Source organism: Streptomyces himalayensis subsp. himalayensis, from assembly GCF_013778455.1.
Classification (GTDB): Bacteria; Actinomycetota; Actinomycetes; order Streptomycetales; family Streptomycetaceae; genus Streptomyces; species Streptomyces himalayensis.
In genome coordinates this window covers 1-350 of sequence record NZ_JACEHE010000107.1, presented here as the reverse complement: position 1 = coordinate 350, position 350 = coordinate 1, and the positions used below count along the sequence as shown (strand labels likewise).

The following is a 350-nucleotide window of genomic DNA, read 5'->3' as shown; positions in this document are numbered from 1 at the left end:
GACGGAGTAGTAGTCGGTCTTGGCCACGTCCATCAGTGGATCCGCGGCGATCGCATTCTCCACGTCGATGAAGCCGCTGACCTGCCATCCGCCGCCGTCCTCGGCGACCAGGACGTTGCCCTCGTGGAAGTCGTTGTGGCACAGCACGGCATGCCGGCACGCGCCGAGCAGCTCAGCCTGCCGAGCGACCTTCGCTTCGATGGCCGCCGCGAGCGCCGCATCGCCCCCGTGATCGGCGTACTCCCTGAGCTTCTTGTGGAACTGCCGTGTCATATAGGCGGTGTTCGTCGGCTCGGGATCCAGAATCCGCGTGGTGAGGTATCCGTAGGCGCCCTGCGGGATCTGGTGGA

1 protein-coding gene is annotated in these 350 nt (G+C 65.7%); it reads right to left on the bottom strand.

The window, feature by feature from the left end; translation table 11 throughout:
• On the bottom strand, positions 1 to 350 hold a 350-nt coding region (locus H1D24_RS41645), incomplete at both ends, for a phosphotransferase family protein (RefSeq protein ID WP_181662973.1).